This is a genomic window from endosymbiont 'TC1' of Trimyema compressum (genome assembly GCF_001584725.1).
Lineage (GTDB): Bacteria > Bacillota > TC1 > TC1 > TC1 > TC1.
The window spans coordinates 738,461-754,674 of record NZ_CP014606.1 but is presented as its reverse complement, the minus strand read 5'-3'; the positions used below and the strand labels follow the sequence as shown (position 1 = coordinate 754,674).

The 16,214-nt window shown below is 32.1% G+C and carries 18 protein-coding genes; 3 read left to right on the top strand and 15 right to left on the bottom strand.

All coding sequences use genetic code 11. The features are described 5' to 3' along the window. Genes pgsA through AZF37_RS04745 form a run of 5 tightly spaced genes read right to left on the bottom strand, consistent with a single transcriptional unit; the run spans position 1 to position 6,015 of the window. A complete protein-coding gene (gene pgsA / locus AZF37_RS04765; RefSeq protein WP_088369801.1) occupies positions 1-525 on the bottom strand; it encodes a CDP-diacylglycerol--glycerol-3-phosphate 3-phosphatidyltransferase in 525 nt (174 codons plus the stop codon). Beyond that, positions 509-1,822, bottom strand: a complete 1,314-nt coding sequence (gene rimO / locus AZF37_RS04760; RefSeq protein ID WP_088369800.1) for a 30S ribosomal protein S12 methylthiotransferase RimO — start codon at positions 1,820-1,822, stop codon at positions 509-511. The genes pgsA and rimO overlap by 17 nt, the downstream gene beginning before the upstream one ends. 18 nt (positions 1,823-1,840) lie before the next feature. After that, a complete protein-coding gene (locus tag AZF37_RS04755; RefSeq protein ID WP_088369799.1) occupies positions 1,841-2,635 on the bottom strand; it encodes a helix-turn-helix domain-containing protein in 795 nt (264 codons plus the stop codon). Positions 2,636-2,647: 12 nt separating this feature from the next. After that, entirely contained in the window at positions 2,648-3,685 is a 1,038-nt protein-coding gene (mnmH, locus tag AZF37_RS04750) for a tRNA 2-selenouridine(34) synthase MnmH (RefSeq protein ID WP_088369798.1), read from the bottom strand. Next, the gene (locus AZF37_RS04745; protein WP_245612059.1) at positions 3,685-6,015 is read right to left on the bottom strand and encodes a DNA translocase FtsK; all 2,331 of its coding nucleotides are present in this window, start codon (positions 6,013-6,015) and stop codon (positions 3,685-3,687) included. The genes mnmH and AZF37_RS04745 overlap by 1 nt, the downstream gene beginning before the upstream one ends. A gap of 169 nt (positions 6,016-6,184) precedes the next feature. Here AZF37_RS04745 and AZF37_RS04740 point away from each other — a divergent pair, with 169 nt between their 5' ends. Next, a complete protein-coding gene (locus AZF37_RS04740; protein ID WP_245612058.1) occupies positions 6,185-8,116 on the top strand; it encodes a type I glutamate--ammonia ligase in 1,932 nt (643 codons plus the stop codon). 106 nt (positions 8,117-8,222) lie between these two features. After that, a complete protein-coding gene (locus tag AZF37_RS04735) occupies positions 8,223-8,390 on the top strand; it encodes a DUF362 domain-containing protein (protein WP_088369797.1) in 168 nt (55 codons plus the stop codon). A gap of 60 nt (positions 8,391-8,450) precedes the next feature. On the opposite strand, the gene AZF37_RS04730 is transcribed toward AZF37_RS04735, so the two are convergent. The 10 genes from AZF37_RS04730 to AZF37_RS04690 all read right to left on the bottom strand — a co-directional run bounded on the left by AZF37_RS04730 (position 8,451) and on the right by AZF37_RS04690 (position 15,416). Then, a complete protein-coding gene (locus AZF37_RS04730; RefSeq protein WP_088369796.1) occupies positions 8,451-9,386 on the bottom strand; it encodes a magnesium transporter CorA family protein in 936 nt (311 codons plus the stop codon). A gap of 135 nt (positions 9,387-9,521) precedes the next feature. Next, a complete protein-coding gene (gene recN, locus AZF37_RS04725; RefSeq protein WP_088369795.1) occupies positions 9,522-11,204 on the bottom strand; it encodes a DNA repair protein RecN in 1,683 nt (560 codons plus the stop codon). An 8-nt stretch (positions 11,205-11,212) separates the two neighbouring features. Continuing rightward, the gene (locus AZF37_RS04720; RefSeq protein ID WP_088369794.1) at positions 11,213-11,668 is read right to left on the bottom strand and encodes an arginine repressor; all 456 of its coding nucleotides are present in this window, start codon (positions 11,666-11,668) and stop codon (positions 11,213-11,215) included. A gap of 2 nt (positions 11,669-11,670) precedes the next feature. Beyond that, positions 11,671-11,871, bottom strand: coding sequence for an MnmM family RNA methyltransferase (locus tag AZF37_RS04715; RefSeq protein WP_281178915.1), 201 nt, complete (start codon positions 11,869-11,871; stop codon positions 11,671-11,673). A gap of 49 nt (positions 11,872-11,920) precedes the next feature. After that, entirely contained in the window at positions 11,921-12,139 is a 219-nt protein-coding gene (locus AZF37_RS04710; RefSeq protein WP_088369792.1) for a hypothetical protein, read from the bottom strand. Beyond that, positions 12,132-12,950, bottom strand: a complete 819-nt coding sequence (locus tag AZF37_RS04705; RefSeq protein WP_088369791.1) for an NAD(+)/NADH kinase — start codon at positions 12,948-12,950, stop codon at positions 12,132-12,134. Before AZF37_RS04705 ends, AZF37_RS04710 begins: the two co-directional genes overlap by 8 nt. 26 nt (positions 12,951-12,976) lie before the next feature. Beyond that, complete coding sequence (locus tag AZF37_RS10405; RefSeq protein WP_162473900.1) at positions 12,977-13,150, bottom strand: hypothetical protein; 174 nt, start codon at positions 13,148-13,150, stop codon at positions 12,977-12,979. Positions 13,151-13,291: 141 nt separating this feature from the next. Continuing rightward, positions 13,292-13,498: a VTT domain-containing protein gene (locus AZF37_RS04700; RefSeq protein WP_088369790.1), complete on the bottom strand. Its 207-nt coding sequence runs from the start codon at positions 13,496-13,498 to the stop codon at positions 13,292-13,294. A 194-nt stretch (positions 13,499-13,692) separates the two neighbouring features. Then, complete coding sequence (locus tag AZF37_RS04695) at positions 13,693-15,150, bottom strand: nicotinate phosphoribosyltransferase (RefSeq protein WP_088369789.1); 1,458 nt, start codon at positions 15,148-15,150, stop codon at positions 13,693-13,695. A gap of 77 nt (positions 15,151-15,227) precedes the next feature. Continuing rightward, on the bottom strand, positions 15,228-15,416 hold the full coding sequence (locus AZF37_RS04690; RefSeq protein WP_088369788.1) for a ferredoxin: 189 nt from the start codon (positions 15,414-15,416) through the stop codon (positions 15,228-15,230). Between the two features lie 171 nt (positions 15,417-15,587). On the opposite strand from AZF37_RS04690, the gene AZF37_RS11595 reads away from it, so the two are divergent. Then, positions 15,588-16,094, top strand: a complete 507-nt coding sequence (locus AZF37_RS11595; RefSeq protein WP_245612057.1) for an MFS transporter — start codon at positions 15,588-15,590, stop codon at positions 16,092-16,094. The last annotated feature ends 120 nt before the right edge of the window (positions 16,095-16,214 follow it).

The following is a 16,214-nucleotide window of genomic DNA, read 5'->3' as shown; positions in this document are numbered from 1 at the left end:
CTATTTTAATAACTCTCTGCCTTGATAAATATATTCCACTCCTGAAATAACTGTAGCAACTACAGCAATCCAATATACAATAATGCCAATTGATAATATTGTGGCATTAAGTGGTGATAAAAGTAAAAAAACAATAGCAACCATTTGTGACATAGTTTTCACTTTACCTAAAAAACTTGCTGAAATAACAATCTTCTTTTCTGCTGCTATAAAACGTAAACCATTTACTATGAATTCTCTAGCTAATATTAAAACAACTGACCAAGCTGGGATCAAACCAGTTGTCGCCAACAATACAAATGCTGCCATAGTTAAGATTTTATCAGCTAAAGGATCTAAAAAAGAACCTAATGTTGTTACTTCGTTTCTTTTTCTGGCAATATAACCATCAAAAAAATCAGTTAAAGCTGCAACTATAAAAATAAAACCACTAATAATTACTCCTGTAGACCCTAAATAAAATATAATAACAAAAACAGGAATTAATAACAGACGTAAATAAGTTATTTTATTTGCAAAATTCACTTTTAACCACTCCTATCAAATCATATATATCTACAGACTCAATAACTACTTCAACAAAAGATCCGACCTCTTGGTCTGCAGTACTTTTTATATAAACCAAGCCATCAATATCCGGAGCTTGGAAATAAGTCCTTCCTAAATAAAGACCATCCTCAACTTTTTCTTCAATTAGACAAAGGATTTCCTTGTGAAGATAAGTTGTATTTAAAGCCTCACTAATATCTTTTTGCTTACCCATGAATATATCCAGTCGTTCTTCTTTAGTTTCCTTTGGTACTTGGTTTTCCATTTTACTTGCTGGTGTACCGTATTCCTGAGAATATGTAAAGGCTCCTGCCCACTGAATTTTGTTATTCAAAACAAAATCGCATAGTCCTTCAAAGTCTTCTTCTGTTTCACCAGGGAAACCTAAAATAAATGTAGATCTAAAAACAATTTCTGGTATCTCATAACGAATAAAGCTTAATAATTTATTTAAAGAATCTCTGTCCTCAATTCGACCCATAGTTTTTAAAATATGATTTTCACTATGCTGCATAGGTATATCTAAATATGGCACTATGTTTTTATTTTCTTTTATTACATCAAGTAGCTCAGCTGTAATCCCACTTGGATATACATATAAGAGGCGAATCCAGATATAAGGAATCTCAGCAATTTTTGTTAACAAAGCAGGTAAACTCATTTTATTTTCTAAGTCTTTACCATAGTCAGTAATATCTTGAGCAACAATAACAAGTTCTCTTACACCGTTGTTATATAGATTTTGAGCTTCAGATACTATTGACTCTGCCTCACGGCTTTTATAAGGTCCTTTAATCGAAGGAATTGTACAGTATGTACAATGATTATCACAGCCATCTGCAATTTTAAGATAGCCCGTAGCACTTCCAGGCAAAGCCTCCTGAATATCTACTTTTTCATCAGTAATATCCTCTAAGCCCATTAATGAAAAAAGTTTATGAATATTGTTATCATCAAATCCATAAACACCAATTAAGCCATCTAATTCTGGTATAGAAGATTCAATTGCTTCCATGTGCTGTTCGATTAAACAGCCAACTGCAATAATTTTCACTTCAGGATTTTGCTTTTTGATTGTCGTTAAATCTAATATAGTACCAATTGATTCCTCTTTTGCTGGTACTATAAAACTACATGTATTTATAAAAACAAAATTAGCTTCATTAGGATTTTCCACTTCTATCAATCCTTTTGACACTAATTTTTCAGTATAAGCTCTTGTATCTGCTGTGTTTTTATCACAGCCTAAAGTTTCAAAATAAAATGTTTTCATAATTCTCCTTGTATGTTTTTACGATAAAAGTGCAGTAATAATAATGTAAATCAATAAAAGAAAAGCTACTACTAATAAGACAATAACCATAATTGTAGGTCCTTTTTTTCCTGTGTCTCGCATATTTCTAAAGATATCTTTTTTCATAGAACGTGTTTTTTGAATATTTTCTTCCATTAATTTCTTTCTTATTTTTTGGGTTTCAAAACGTTCTTCTTCACGAATTAATGCTTCAAACTCCATGACTATCTTAGAAGTTGGAAAATCCTTTTCAGCTTCTTCTTCAGCTTCTTTTTCTATCTTATCTTTTAAATCTTGTAGCTCCTCGTCTTGAATAAAGCTATCTTTATAATTTTCTAAACTGGCTTTGCCAGCATGTTTATTCTTAGACGCCTCAGCAACTCCTTCATTATTCTTTTTTATTAAAGAATTAATATAGTCCATGGATGATTCAGTATCTTTAGAGTCATCATCCAATGACAATCGTTTTACACGATCAAGAGATTCTTTACCTTCAGCTGGAATCTGACTTCTACTTCTCAATTTAAATCCTTTACTCTCTTTTTTAGGTGTTGCAAAATTTGCATTTAAAGCATCAAAAGCTGTTATCAATTCATCTGCAGGTAGTTGATAAAGCGCAGCTAAATTTTGAATAAAACCAATTGTGTAAACCCTTGGAGGTAAATCATCAATTGCTTCATCTTCTAGTGCTCTAATATAACATTCTTTTATTTTTGTGGTTTGGGCTACTTCTTGTACAGTTAAAAATTTACTTTCTCTTTTGTCTCTTAAGCTTAGGCCTAAATTAAGCATTAAGTATTCCTCCTAATTAAATTCCCTTACCAGGCTTTTAATGCAATCATCAAAAGCATCTGAAGAAAACGTATTTTCATATTCTTTTTCTTTTTTTCTATTCTTTTCATACAATACATCATAATACTCTAAAAGCAACCGCTTTATTGCTTCTTTAACTTCTTTATTAACTAGTAATGTCTGTATCTCTTTAATTGTATTCTTTCCAAGGCGAATCGTCAAATAATTTAATGCTTCATTAATAATTTCTTTGTCAGATTCAAAGTGGCCAGCATACTCCTTATTTAATCTTTTAACTCGCTCATTAATAGAACAATTAATGAGATAGGGCTTTCCATCTAATAATTGATTATAAAAAGAACAGGGTATTGATATTCTTCCTATCTTCTTACTTTCACCTTCAACAATATAGAAATTTTTTTTATCAACTAATTTAAAGTAGAGTAATGTTTCAAAACGTTTTTGAGTAGGCTGCTTATTTAACCCAATATGACCAAAAACTGACCCTCTGTGGTTGGCTAACCTTTCTAAATCAATAACAGGTAAGCCTTCTTTTTCTAAAGCTAATAAGATATCCGTCTTGCCTGCTCCAGTCAAGCCATATAAAACATAGACTGAAGGCATTTCTTCTTCATTGAAAAAACGAACAATTTCTTTTCTAAAAGATTTGTATCCTCCTTCAAGTCGGTAAATACTACCTCTTTCAAATGCTAGCAGAGTAGCCATGATCTTACTTCTATCGCCACCTCTAAAGCAATAAACTAAACATTTTTTATTGGTCTGATCTATTGCTTTATGTATTGCTTCTAATTTTTGACTTAATTTTGGAAAAACTAACTGTCGAGCTTTTTCTTTAGCACTCCGCATACCTTCTTCTTTGAATATAGTACCTATTATTTTTCTTTCATTATTATCCAGTAAAGGAATATTAATGGCTCCTTCAATATGGTCTTCCTGAAATTCTAAAGGGCTTCTTACATCAATTAGTAGATATTTATCCCTATTTTCCAAATAATTATCTATTTTAATATCCTTATATTGACACTTCATTAATGCTCTCCAAACTGATTACCAAAATCTTCCCAATTGCCAATAACTTCTCGACCCTTTGCACCTTCTGAAGGGCCTACAAATCCTTTTTCTTCCAATAAGTCAATTAGGCGTGCCCCTCGACTGTAGCCTACTCTTAATTTGCGCTGTAACATAGATATAGATGCTTGACCTGTTTCCAAAATTAAATGAGCAGCATCTTTTAATAACTCATCTTCTGCTTCAGTTTCAACACCTTTATCCCCTTCATCTAAAACAGCAGTTTCAATAGTTTCTGAGCCTTCTAAATATTCTGGTTCTCCTTGATTTTTAAGATATTCTGTAATACTTATAATTTCCTCCTCGGAAATATAAGCCCCTTGAACTCTTAATAGTTTTCCGCCCTTTTGAGTAAAAAGCATATCCCCTTTACCAAGAAGTTTTTCAGCTCCACTGGCATCTAAAATAGTTCTAGCATCAATTTGGGAAAAAACTGCAAAGGCAATTCTTCTCGGAATATTAGATTTAATATCTCCTGTAATAACTTGAACTGAAGGTCGTTGTGTTGCGACTACTAAATGAATACCAGCGGCTCTCGCCTTCTGAGCAATTCTACAAATTGATGTTTCTACATCAACAGGTGCCGCCATCATTAAGTCTGCTAATTCGTCAATAATAACTACTACGTAAGCTAATTGCTCTTCTTTAGATACAATTTCATTATAGCTTTTAATATCTTTTACACCTAAATTAGCCAATTGTTCATAACGGCTTTCCATTTCAGAAACCATCCACCTTAGGGCAACTGCTGAACGTTTAGGATCTGTTACAACTGGTGCAACTAAATGGGGAATATCATTATAGGGTGTTAATTCAACCTTTTTAGGATCAATTAACAAAAACTTTAATTCATCAGGTGTATATCTAAATAACAAACTGCAAATCAGTGTATTTAAACAAACACTTTTACCTGACCCAGTAGAGCCTGCAATCAACAAGTGAGGCATTTCCCCTAAGCTTGTAGCAACACTTCTTCCAGTAATATCTTTTCCCAGTCCAATAGTTAAAGGAGCTCTACCTTCTTTAACATTGTCACTAGCCATAATTTCTTTAAAGGACACAGGTGATACCTTCTTATTTGGAATTTCAAACCCTACTGCTGATTTCCCAGGAATAGGTGCTTCAATTCTCACACTTGTTGCAGCTAATGCTAATGCAATATCCTCTCCAAGATTCTGAATTTTACTAACTTTTGTCCCTGGGGCTAACACAGCCTCATAACGAGTTAAAGAAGGTCCACAACTAACTTCTGTTACTTGAATTGAAACCCCAAAACTTTTTAGGGTTTCCTCTAAAAGAGTAGCTGTTTTTTCAATTTCCGTTTTTTTATCTTTATCATTCTCTTTTTTCAAAGTAGTAAGTAAGCTAAGAGGTGGAAGCTTCCACCCATGCTTCTTCTGTCCTGGTATTATTGTAGACCAATCCTTTTCTGGAGTTGGGTTTACCTCTTCATTTATACTGTTGTCTTTAATACCAGCTACAGGTGCTGAGTCAACTATAGATTCTAGCTCTTCCTCTAAGCCAAAAGTTGGCAAAGGTTCTTCCTTAATATCAATAACTGGTTTAGGCATTTCTGCTGAGTGTTGGCTATGCTTGCTAATTTTTTCTTTAGGCTTTTTACCATAATCTTCCGCATTGAGCATATTCTGCCTAATCTTGCTGGCCTCTAACATTTCTTTGTTTTTTTGCGCTCTTTTTCGGGCTTTTATTTTCTCCTTTTCTTGCTTCAGAATCTTCTTTTTAGCATCTCTATCCTTAATAATCTCATCAAGTTTTTGTGAAGAAGCTACTTGAAGATTTTTTAATGGCGTTAAGCCATTTATCAACAACACTATACTAACAATATACAAAGCAAATAAAAACATATACAATCCAATAGCCCCTACAATACTGAACAAAACTGAAGTGAAAAATGCACCTACAATGCCACCACCACTTTTATCTAAAAAGCTAGTCATTAAACTTTCTGTGGAAAGAGGTCCTGTATAAGGCAATTGAAAGGATATTAAAATGGCAACAAAAAAAAGAAATATACTTATGTATACTTTTTTCTTTTTCTCTTTTTTACTCAACAAACCATATAGTCCTACTACCAATACTAAAAAAGAAACAAATGGAATTGCTCCGCCAAATAAACCACCAAGTCCATTAATAATTAATGTACCCATAATGCCTACTTCTGTTGAAAAAAAATATCCTAAAAGAAAGAATATTCCTAGTATTATCAGAATTATATAATAAATTGATTGTTTGTTTTCAGAAACTTTTTTCTTATTTTTTTTTCTTGCCATTTACATCAATCTCTCCTTAAAATTAAACACTATTATTATACCAAAAAAAATGCTTTTCTACTAGCTTCTAAGCTAATCTTTCTCATTTCTATCAATGAATTTTCCCTTAAAATTAATGCTGATTTATGTTATGATAGAGTATATTAGATTTTTATTTTGGAGGAAAAAAATGAATGATAAAACCGAAAAGATGTTAGAGCCAGACTTGCTTTATTTTATCTCAAAAAAAGACCATGACGAAACATCTTTAAAATCCCTACTTCTATCCCACCCAGAAATACAATTTGTTTCTTTGGTAGGTGTTGATTTAGGCGGTAATGACACAGATGAAAAAATTCCTATTTCAGTATTTTTAGATAGTATTAATGAATTTATTGAAAATGGTATACAAACTGATGGATCAAGTGTTGTTTTACCAGGCATTGCAACTCTTAATAATGGGAAAGTTGATTTAATTCCTGACACTGAAGCTAAGTGGTTCATTGACTACAACTACGAAAATATTGATTGTGTTACTGAAAAACCAATTGGAACTTTAAGAATTCCTTGTTTTTTAAAACACAATAACAGTTATATTGACTCCCGCTCAATCTTGAAACAAGTGAGCAAGCATTTCCAAGCTGAGATTATTAAACTATTTGACTCAAAAGAATTATGCCAGCAAATGGGCTTTACTAAAGAAGACATTGCATCTGTTGATTTAACAGCTGCAACAGAACTTGAGTTTTGGGTTCGCTCTCCAGAAAACAATAGTGTTAAAGCTTCTGAGCTTTCTGCATCAGAAGTTATGCGGGAACAATATTGGAAAAGAACAAAGCATTCTGTAAGAACTGCTCTTGAACGTTCTTTAACGCTCCTTGAAAATTATGGTTTAAAACCTGAAATGGGTCATAAAGAAGTGGGTGGAGTTAAAGCAAAATTAACCAGTGATGGTACAACAACAGACATACTAGAACAATTAGAAATTGACTGGCTATATTCAGAAGCACTTCAGGCAGCCGATAATGAGCTTTTAGCCCGTACTTTTGTTAAAGAAATTTTCCAAGGACATGGTCTTGATGTATCCTTTAAAGCTAAACCTATCGACGGTGTGGCAGGCAGTGGTGAACACACTCATGTAGGCGTATCAATTCTCTTAAAAGATGGACAAAGAAAAAATCTATTTAATCCCCAGAACAAGTATGAGAACTTCCTATCTGTACCTGGTTGGGGTGCATTAATGGGTATTCTCAAAAATTATGAGGTATTAAACCCATTTATCAGTGCCACTAACGACTCCCTTGAACGTTTAAAACCAGGGTTTGAAGCACCCATATGCATTGTAGCATCTATTGGTACTGATGTTAAGACTCCATCAAGAAATAGAACAGTTTTAATGGGCTTAATCAGAGATCTTGATTCTCCATTGGCTACACGATTTGAAGTCAGATCTCCAAACCCTCATAGTAACACCTATTTAGTTATTGCTACTATTTACCAAACAATGCTCGATGGAATTTACTATACTGTTAATTCAGGAAAAACAATGGCTGAACTTGAAGCAGAATTTAAAAAAGGCTACGGAGAACCAGCTGATTATCTTGAAAATGATAGAGTTTACCATAGTGAATTAGATGTTTTTGAAGCTTATTCAGAAGAAGAAAGAGAAAAATTCTTTGGTCAACATCCAGCAACTGTATGGAAAAATTTAGAAGGACTATCCCAATATCCAGAAAAACTAAACACCCTTTTATCCTCAGGGATTTTTACAGAATTAATCATTTATTCCTATTGTATTGGTGTACAAAAACGTTGGTTAACTGAAATTACCAATCGCATTATTCCCCAAACAGCAAAACGTTTTTCAAGCATTGTACCGTTACACTATGATTTAGAAAGTACAAATAGTTTAGATGAAAAGCGCTGGGAAGAAATTAAAATTTTAAAAATGAGTCTCTTAAAAGATTCCGAAGATAATCTTTCCCTTTTCACTCAGATTAGAATAGCTATTGAAGATGAAGCTTACAGTGAAGTATCTCGTCTCCAGCTAGCAATTCAAGACACTATCAGAGAAGTACAGGATAAATACATTGTGTATAAAAGAAATATTGTTGAATTTTAATATTTAGTAAATAAATGTTTTATTTTAATAAAAAGACTTCCTTATTTTAATAAAAAGACTTATAATGACATTGAGATAATTATTACAAGCAAGGAGGTGTATAAAAATGTATATCATTACTGATAAGTGTATATCTTGTGGTGTTTGTGCTGATGAGTGTCCAGTAGAATGCATTAGCGAAGGTGATTCTATTTATGAAATCAACCAAGATGAATGTATTAGCTGTGGAACATGCCAATCATCTTGTCCAAACGACGCTATTTACGAGCAATAAATTAAAATATAAAAAAGCCTTTTGTATTGATTACAAAAGGCTTTTTTATTTATTTAATTATTAAAACATATTCTTTTTACGCATAATATATAAAGTTACTGCTGCAATAATTATTGTAACGATTACAATAACTAATCCCGTAAAAGGCCAATCGGCACCAGGTAGTGCAACGTTCATACCATAAAAACTGAATATCATAGTTGGAATAGTTAAGATAATAGTTATTGAAGTTAGAATTTTCATAACCACATTCAAGTTATTGGATATAATAGACGCAAAAGCATCCATCATGCCACTTAAAATATTGGTGTTGATTTCAGCCATATCAATTGCTTGGTGAACTTCTGTTAAGACATCTTCCAGTAAATCTTCATCCTCTTCATACATTGGTAGCAAATTTACTCTAAAGATTTTCCTCATTACAATTTCATTGGCTTTTAAGGAAGTCATAAAATATACTAAACTTTTTTCAAGACCTAATAATTTTATTAAGCGTTCATTTTTCATGGCCCTATGTAAAGATCTTTCTATTTCATTAGTTTTTCTATCTAACTGTTTTAGAAATTTCAAATAATAAGTGGCTGTTTTATAAAAAATCTGTAAAGCAAATCTCGTTTTCTTTAAGGTAGAGGTAGATCTTAAAGGTCTATTAATAAAATCCTCCAATACATCAACATCCTCTAAAGAAATAGTGATAAAATGATTTTCAATTATCAACAATCCTAAAGGAATCGTATCATAGCTTGTCTGATTTTCCCCTTCATCTGCTTCTATAGGCACGTTAATAATAATTAATGTTTGTTCATCTTCAGTATCAATTCTTGAGCGCTCTTCTGGGTCTAAAGGCGCCTCTAAAAATTCTAGTAAAGCACCTGTTTTTTCTGCTACAGTTTCTAAGTCTTGCTTACTTGGGTTTACTAAATTAATCCAATTGTGAGGTTCTGAAATATCAACAGAGCTCAATGCTCCATCCATTGTTTTATAAGCAGTAATCATTATAAACCTTCCTTTCTAGGATCGTCTATAATATGACAACCCAATTTTTTTAATAAATAATTTACAATAATACAACTGACTCGGATCGTCCATTACCTGTCACCTCCATAAAATTTATAATTTTTCACCTAACGTTCATTTTACACTTTTTTGTTCCATTGCAAATAAAATCATTTCCTCCCCTTGATCTTTAGCCAAATTTAAGTGTTCTGTACCGCCTAGCATTCTTCCTAGTTCTTCACTCCTTGCATCCTTATCTTCAAGGGGAATTACGCTAATTTTTGTACGTTCATCAATTACATCTTTTCTGATTCTAAAATGACTATCCGCAAAAGCGGCTATTAAAGGTCCATGAGTTACACAAATAACTTGTCTCTCTCTACTGATGTCATATAAACTCAAAGCAACTTTTAGTAAAGATTCTCCTCCAACCCCTGTATCTATTTCATCAAAAACCATAGAGGGTACATTATCTAAAGATACAAAGACCTTTTTAAAAGCTAACATTATTCTTGACACTTCACCACCTGAAGCAATTTTCTTTAAAGGTTGAGCACCTTCCCCTTTATTTGGACTGAAATAAAACTCTATTTTTTCTCTACCAATTTCAGTTGGCATTTCATTATCAATAAAGTGAACTTTAAAACTATCACCATAAATCCCCAAATTTTCTAAGTTTTCTTTAATTAAAGCCTCAACTTTAGCAGCACTTTCCCGTCTTCCTAGAGAAAGCTTCTCAGAAAATTGATTGTATAATCTCAGAGCTTCTTCTTTTTCTTTTTCATATTGCTGTAAATAAGCATCCTTATTTTCGACTTGTTCAATTACCAGCTTCATCTCCGTTTGTCTTTCTAGAATAGCTTCAATTGAATTACCATATTTTCTCTTCAGACTATTTATAATTTCCAATCTGCGTTCAATTTTATTTAAAGTATATTCATCATATTCTAAACTATCAAAATAAGTCCTAAAATCATTAGCTACCTCTTCTAGATTGTAAAGAACTTCAATACTTTTGTCTTTAACTGATGTAATAATGTCATCCAAAAGACTCATTTCCTTTAAAAGAAATGTTACTTCCTCATAAGATGGGACACAGCCTTGTGCACCCCATAGTCTACTATAAATCTGTTCTCCTTTCTTGCTTAGTTTTTCTCCATTTACAATCCTATTACGTTCTTCTCGTAATTTATCTTCTTCTGCAACTTCTAATTCAGCTTTATTTATTTCATCAATGGCAAATATATAGTAGTCAACCATTTCGTTTTTCTCTTCATTTTCATTTAAAATTTTATCTATCTTATTTTTAGCTTCTTCCCACTTTAAATAACTTTCTTTGACTTTTTTTAAATATACTTTTTGCGTATTATCTAAAAAGCCGTCTAAAAGAGTAAGCTGTTTTTCAGGCAATAAAAGACTCTGTTCCTGGTTTTGTCCATGAATATCAAATAGGAATTTTCCAATAATCTGATAAATAGTATGAGGAACAGTCTTATAATTAATTTTACATTTATTATTGCCACTTACAGAAATTTCTCTAGAAAGAAATAACTCATTATCACAATCAACTAAGTCTAAATCATTTATTTTATTTTTCAAATCATCTGTAATAATAAAATAACCTTCTACTTTTGCTTTGTCTTCACCTTTTCTGATAAAGTTCAGACTGGCTCTTTTACCACAAAGCAAGCCAATAGCATCTAACACAATCGACTTACCAGCACCAGTCTCACCTGTTAAAACATTGAGTCCTGTTGTTAGTTCAACTGTAATCTCGTCAATTAAAGCAAAGTTTTTGATTGTTATCTCCTTTAGCATTAAACCTCCTACAAATAACCTTTAAATAGTTCTAATATGTTGTTCACTTTTTCCTTATTGTCTAGAATAACTAAAATAGTATCATCACCAGCAATAGTTCCTAAAATGCCAATATTTTCTTCACTGTCTAAATGAAATGCAACTGTAGAAGCCGCCCCAGGCAAAGTATGAATTACAATAAAATAATCAACGCCTACTACTTTAGTTACTGAATTCTCAAAAATAGTAGATAATGATAGTGTTTTTTTATGTTCTCCTCCAAACTGAAGGTTCTTACTTCTATAAACTGACCCCATGTCTGTTGAAACTTTCTCTAATTCTAAAGCTTTAATGTCCCTTGAAACAGTTGCCTGAGTTACATGATAGCCTGCTTCATGTAAAGCATAAACTAGTTGATCTTGTGTTCCTATAGGTTTTTCATTTATTAAAGATAATATAAATGATTGTCTATTTTCTTTTTTCATAATTACTCATCCTTTATTTTTTCAATTACAATTGGATAAGGAGGATCCTCTGGTCGATTCAGATGATTTAAGACCACAACATTGTACTCTTTTTGTGATAGTGTTTTAAGAAAATTCTTAACAGCTTCCTCTTCTTCACTGCCACCCTCGTAACCATTATATACCATTATTCCGATTAGTCCTCCTGTTTTGAGAAAAAACAAACCCTACTTTAAACTTTCGACAGTTGAATATGATTTCGTTACAAAAGTTTTAATACTGGGTTTCACATAAAAGTAACTTCTCTGTAGCAGCAATAGCAAAAGGTTGAATATCAAAACAAAACAAATGTCCGGCTCCTTTTAGAGCCTTAGCAAGAAAAAGACTGTCATAGCCGTTGCCACAGGTTGCGTCAATATGAATGCCCTTATTATTAAGTCGTTCCTTGAAAATCCCATGAATAAAAGTGATACCACTTTTAAAATCAACCATCTTTAACCTCGCGAACCAATTTTTCAGCTAAAACTTCAAAAAAGCTCCTATCCTTGAAGCGAATAATTTTGGCATATATCTCTGAAGCTTCTACTAAAAGCTCTTCGCCTTTTGTTAATTTTGTTCTTCTTTGTCCATCAATTGTAACAACATTTTCATCAAATGCTTCATTTAAATACAATTTAACCTTTTCTTTTGCAGAAACAACCATAGGTCTGGCATACAGGGTATGAGCGCAGATAGGAGTCAAAGCAACTGCTTCCATTTGAGGAGTAAGTATCGGCCCGCCAGCCGATAGAGAATAAGCTGTCGAGCCTGTAGGCGTAGAAATAATAAATCCATCGGCATAATAATTGCCAATAGGATTATCAGATACCTCTATGCAAAAATTCAGAATTCTAGAAAGAGAACGCCTAGAAAGTACGATGTCATTTAAAGCCGTATCTTTCCAAATACATACATTATCTTTGCAAATACTAACATCTAACATCATTCTTTTCTCAATTAAATAATTGCTATCATCTAATGCTTGTTCTAAATAATAGTCAATATTATTTTTTTCTATAGCTGTTAAAAAACCTAAATTACCTAAATTTATCCCTAGCAAAGGTATTGAGTATGGATGCATTCTTTTAACAGTATGTAAAATAGTTCCATCTCCGCCTAAAACAATAATAAAGTTTAATTCTTCTGTAAACATATTATCTTCATTTACTAAAATTGGAATATTCCTTTTTGTAAACCACTTTACAATATAATCAGCTAATACTTCAGCTCCATCTTTTTTTGAATTCCAAACAATGCCTATCACAATTATATCTTCCTTTTCTTTAATTATTATTTATTTTTTCTTTTATCAAGAAAAGCAATAATTCGGTCTTTAAATATTAATCCAATTGCTACTACAATAATAGCAAATATTGAAATACCAATAGCTATGGAGAGATTGTTATTGGCTAAGTTTGCCCCAATAAGTGCAGAGCCAATAATGGTTGGTGTTCTAGCAATCACTACTATAGAAAAAAGCGTTTTGCCTGAATATCGGTAATTTCCATTAAATAAAATAGAAAGTCTTTTGGCAATCCAGGAATTAATAATAAAATAAATAATATGCCTTCACCTTTTGTACTATTTAAAAGATTAGAAAATTTTTCATACTGTTCTTTTTTTTATTACTTTTTTTACAAAATCATGACCGAGAATTCTTGCAATGTAAAATGTAATCGCTGCTCCAATAAATAAACCCACTAGTGAAATAAGCGACCCTTGAACAGTACCAAACAAATAACCTGCAGCAATTTGCGTGATTTCACCAGGAATAAAAGCCACTACTATTTGAAGGGCTTGTAATCCCACCATAATAAGACTGCTAAATAAACCATATTTTTAAACGGTGGCTTCTAGGAGCTCACGATTCTTAAAAAGATTCCAAATATGTTGCCATTGACTAACCAATCCAATAATCAATCCTATTAAAATTACAAGAACAATAACTTGTAAGATTCTTTTGCCTGTCTGTTTTTATTATTATGCATAAAATTTTATTCCTAACTTTATTTTTCTGTAAAAATATGTTCTGTAATTAAATTCTTTCTCATTTTCCATAAGGACAATGATAAATCTACAAAGTAAGGTTGAGGTCTTTCTAAACGTAATATTTCCTCCCAAAAGCTATTGAGTTCCTCTTTACAATAATCTCTAATTTCAGCCAATGATTTACGCTTATATACGCACTTGCCTTTGTCAAATACTGGCTCCAGTAATTGTCTAGCAGTAAAGTCAGCAATCAGTTTTTGTTTCCATGTATGATCTGGATCAAACAAATGATAAGGTTTTGATGTATCAATAAATTCATCAGCCAAAGTTAGAACATCAGCAATAGCCTTATTGGTTTTTTTATCATATAAACGCCAAACATTTTTATAGCCGGGATTTGTAATTTTCTCTACATTCTCACTGAGTTTAATTTTGGGAATCATTTCTCCTTTTTCATCTACGGCAGATAATTTATAGACGCCTCCAAAAACTGGGTCAGATTTTGAAGTTATTAAACACTCTCCTACGCCAAATGAGTCAATTTGAGCATTTTGATTATTAATCAAATCATTAATTACAACCTCATCTAAAGAATTTGAAGCAAATATAATACAATCATTAAATCCAGCTTCATCTAACATAACCCGAGCTTGCCTAGATAAATAGGCCATATCACCACTATCGATTCTAACGCCTTTTGGTCTAAAGCCTTTAGGTATTAGAATTTCATTAAACACTTTAATAGCATTTGGGATACCAGAATTAAGAACATCATAAGTGTCCACTAAAAGAATTGCATTTTCAGGATAGATTTCGCAATACCGCCTAAAAGCTTCTTCTTCCTTTGTAAAAAGTTGAACCCAGCTATGGGCCATTGTACCAAGAGCTGGCACTTTGAATAATTGATCTGCAAGGGTACAAGCGGTACCAGAACAACCACCAATATATGCTGCTCTTGCTCCTAAAAGTGCACCGCTTGACCCCTGAGCTCTTCTTGAACCAAATTCAACAACATTTCTACCTTTTGCGGCTTTTACTAGACGGCGAGCTTTTGTTGCAATTAAACTTTGATGATTAATATGCATTAAAAGCATTGTTTCAATAAACTGTGCTTGAATCAAAGGTCCCTTAACGCGAACAATTGGTTCTTGTGGAAAAATAGGAGTGCCTTCTGGAACAGCATCAATATCGCAAGTAAACTCAAAATCTTTAAGGTAGCCTAAAAAATCTTCACTAAAAATCCCTCGACTGCTCAAATACTCAATATCTTCATCTGCAAAATGTAAGTTTTCAATGTATTCTATAACTTGTTCTAAACCAGCCATAATTGCAAAACTACCATTGTCAGGAACTTTTCTAAAAAACATATCAAAAACAACTTTTTTATCAGCAAGACCACTAACAAAATAACCATTAGTCATAGTAAATTCATAGAAATCAACAAGCATTGACTCATTTACTTTATTAATATTCATTTTCCCTATCCTTTAAAAATTATTTTAAACTTTATTAAGCCTACTAACAAATAATCAGTAGGCTTAATAAAGTTTAGCTACTTAATTGAAATGGCTTCAACAGGACAGACCTCTTCTACTTCTGAGGCCTTTTCTAATAATACCCCAGTTAACTCAACATCTTTAGCTTCAGCTAGTCCCTCATCATCCATAAAAAATATTTCAGGACACTCATTTACACAGCTTTCACAACCAATACATGTACCCTTATCTACATATGATTTCATAAGTAATTCTCCTTTCTATTCTACTATCTATATTGTATAAAACGCCACTCTTTTTTGCAACTAAATCTATCAATTACCTACCCTATCTATCTATTTACTGCTATTTTTGCTAAACTTATTAAGAAGATTAATATTAACTTGCAAAAATTCATTATTAGAAAGGCTTAAAAAATGACAGACTTTAGAAATGTAAAAACCCCACTATGGACAAAAGACTTTATTATTATTTTATTAACTAACTTATTCTTATATTTTTCTTTTCAATTACTTTTACCAACTCTACCTGTTTACATTCAATCATTAGGAGGCTCTGATGGAATTATTGGACTTGTTACAGGTATTTCTACTATTGCTGCTATTATTTCAAGACCTTTAGCAGGAATTTTTTTAGATAGGATAGGTAAAAAAGGTATATTTTTAACTGGATTACTTATTTTTATTGTTGCTGTATTAGCTTATCGTTGGCTACCAACAGTACTATTAATACTTATTTTTAGATTTATACATGGTTTTGGTTGGGGAATTTCAACAACCTCTATAAGTACTGTTGTTTCAGATAAAATTCCTAGAAAACGATTTGGTGAAGGAATAGGCTACTTTAGTCTCACCGGAAGGAAGTCTAGCCATGGCTGCTGCTCCAGCAATTGGCTTATTTATTATAAGTACGTACTCATTTAATCTTCTTTTTAATATAGCTTATGTGCTTTCAATAATCGCCATAATCCTTGCTTTTTTATCCATTATGTAAAAGTTGACAATAAAAATAAACTAGGGAAAATTATAGTTTTTGAAAAATCT

What these genes read in the sequence shown, in the direction of transcription:
- rimO (WP_088369800.1), bottom strand. Translation starts at nt 1,822, where the DNA reads ATGAAAACATTTTATTTTGAAACTTTAGGCTGTGATAAAAACACAGCA.
- AZF37_RS04755 (WP_088369799.1), bottom strand. Translation starts at nt 2,635, where the DNA reads ATGCTTAATTTAGGCCTAAGCTTAAGAGACAAAAGAGAAAGTAAATTT.
- mnmH (WP_088369798.1), bottom strand. Translation starts at nt 3,685, where the DNA reads ATGAAGTGTCAATATAAGGATATTAAAATAGATAATTATTTGGAAAAT.
- AZF37_RS04745 (WP_245612059.1), bottom strand. Translation starts at nt 6,015, where the DNA reads ATGGCAAGAAAAAAAAATAAGAAAAAAGTTTCTGAAAACAAACAATCA.
- AZF37_RS04740 (WP_245612058.1), top strand. Translation starts at nt 6,185, where the DNA reads ATGAATGATAAAACCGAAAAGATGTTAGAGCCAGACTTGCTTTATTTT.
- AZF37_RS04735 (WP_088369797.1), top strand. Translation starts at nt 8,223, where the DNA reads ATGTATATCATTACTGATAAGTGTATATCTTGTGGTGTTTGTGCTGAT.
- AZF37_RS04730 (WP_088369796.1), bottom strand. Translation starts at nt 9,386, where the DNA reads ATGATTACTGCTTATAAAACAATGGATGGAGCATTGAGCTCTGTTGAT.
- recN (WP_088369795.1), bottom strand. Translation starts at nt 11,204, where the DNA reads ATGCTAAAGGAGATAACAATCAAAAACTTTGCTTTAATTGACGAGATT.
- AZF37_RS04720 (WP_088369794.1), bottom strand. Translation starts at nt 11,668, where the DNA reads ATGAAAAAAGAAAATAGACAATCATTTATATTATCTTTAATAAATGAA.
- AZF37_RS04710 (WP_088369792.1), bottom strand. Translation starts at nt 12,139, where the DNA reads ATGGTTGATTTTAAAAGTGGTATCACTTTTATTCATGGGATTTTCAAG.
- AZF37_RS04700 (WP_088369790.1), bottom strand. Translation starts at nt 13,498, where the DNA reads ATGGTGGGATTACAAGCCCTTCAAATAGTAGTGGCTTTTATTCCTGGT.
- AZF37_RS04695 (WP_088369789.1), bottom strand. Translation starts at nt 15,150, where the DNA reads ATGAATATTAATAAAGTAAATGAGTCAATGCTTGTTGATTTCTATGAA.
- AZF37_RS04690 (WP_088369788.1), bottom strand. Translation starts at nt 15,416, where the DNA reads ATGAAATCATATGTAGATAAGGGTACATGTATTGGTTGTGAAAGCTGT.
- AZF37_RS11595 (WP_245612057.1), top strand. Translation starts at nt 15,588, where the DNA reads ATGACAGACTTTAGAAATGTAAAAACCCCACTATGGACAAAAGACTTT.